The sequence below is a fragment of the Propylenella binzhouense genome, from assembly GCF_009866965.1.
In the GTDB taxonomy this organism is placed as follows: Bacteria; Pseudomonadota; Alphaproteobacteria; order Rhizobiales; family Afifellaceae; genus Propylenella; species Propylenella binzhouense.
On record NZ_SPKJ01000219.1, the window covers coordinates 1 to 932 of the forward strand.

At 74.5% G+C, this 932-nt stretch carries 1 protein-coding gene; it reads right to left on the reverse strand.

The genetic code is table 11. The features are described from left to right. Positions 1-916 (reverse strand): SEL1-like repeat protein (locus E4O86_RS23010; protein WP_161142858.1); only part of this gene is annotated, 916 nt, incomplete at its 3' end. Positions 917-932 lie beyond the last annotated feature (16 nt).

A 932-nucleotide genomic window follows, 5' to 3' on the forward strand; every position in this document is an offset into this window, starting at 1 on the left:
CCGCCTCCGCCGGATCGGCGGCGACGCCGCGCCCGTCCGCGAGCAGCCGGGCAAGGCGGATCTGCGCGGCCGGATTGCCCGCGCTCGCCGCCTCGCGGAACCAGCGCGCGGCGACCGCCTCGTCCTTGGCCACGCCGCGGCCGTTGAAGAGCATGATGCCGTATTCGACCTGCGCGTTCGAATGGCCCGCGCGCGCGGCCTCGGCGAACCACCGCGCGGCCTCGCTCTCGTTCTTCACCACGCCCACCCCTTCGGCGTAGAGGCCCGCCAGGGCGAATTCCGCATCCGAATCGCCGAGCCGCGCGGCGTTGCGGAGATAGGCCGCCGCCAGCATCGGGTTGCGCGGGCGGCCCTGCCCCTGCAGCAGCATGTAGGCGAGCTCCCTGAGCGCGACGGCGTGGCCGGCCCCGCCCGCCTTCGTGAAGAGGTCCGCGGCCTTCGCGAGATCCTGCTTCACGCCGACGCCTTCGAGATACATCCGGCCGAGCGCGTAGAGCGCCTCCCTGTCGCCCTCGTCGGCCGCGATCTGGTACCAGCCCGCCGCCTCGCCGAGATCCTGCTTCACGCCGAGACCGCGCGCGAGAAGCTCGCCGACCAGGGTCGCGGATGCGGCATTGCCCTTCTTCGCCTGTTCGAGCGCCAGCGCGAAGGCGGAAAGGAAATAGCCGCGCTGGAAGGCGCCGTAGGCGTAATCGGGGGGCGGGCCGCCCTCTTCCCCGGCCGCCTCCATGCCGCGCTCGATGCGCTGGTCGATCTTGTCGTTCGCGACCGGGGAGGGAAGCGTCGCGTCCGGCGCCGTCACCTCCGCCGGGCTGCCGAGCTCCTCCGGGCTCGCCAGCGGCATGCCCTCCTGCGCGGATGCCTGCCCGCCGGCGGCGAGGAGGAGCGCGAGCCCGGCCGCGGCGGCGCGCCTCACGCGGCCGGCTCCGGGG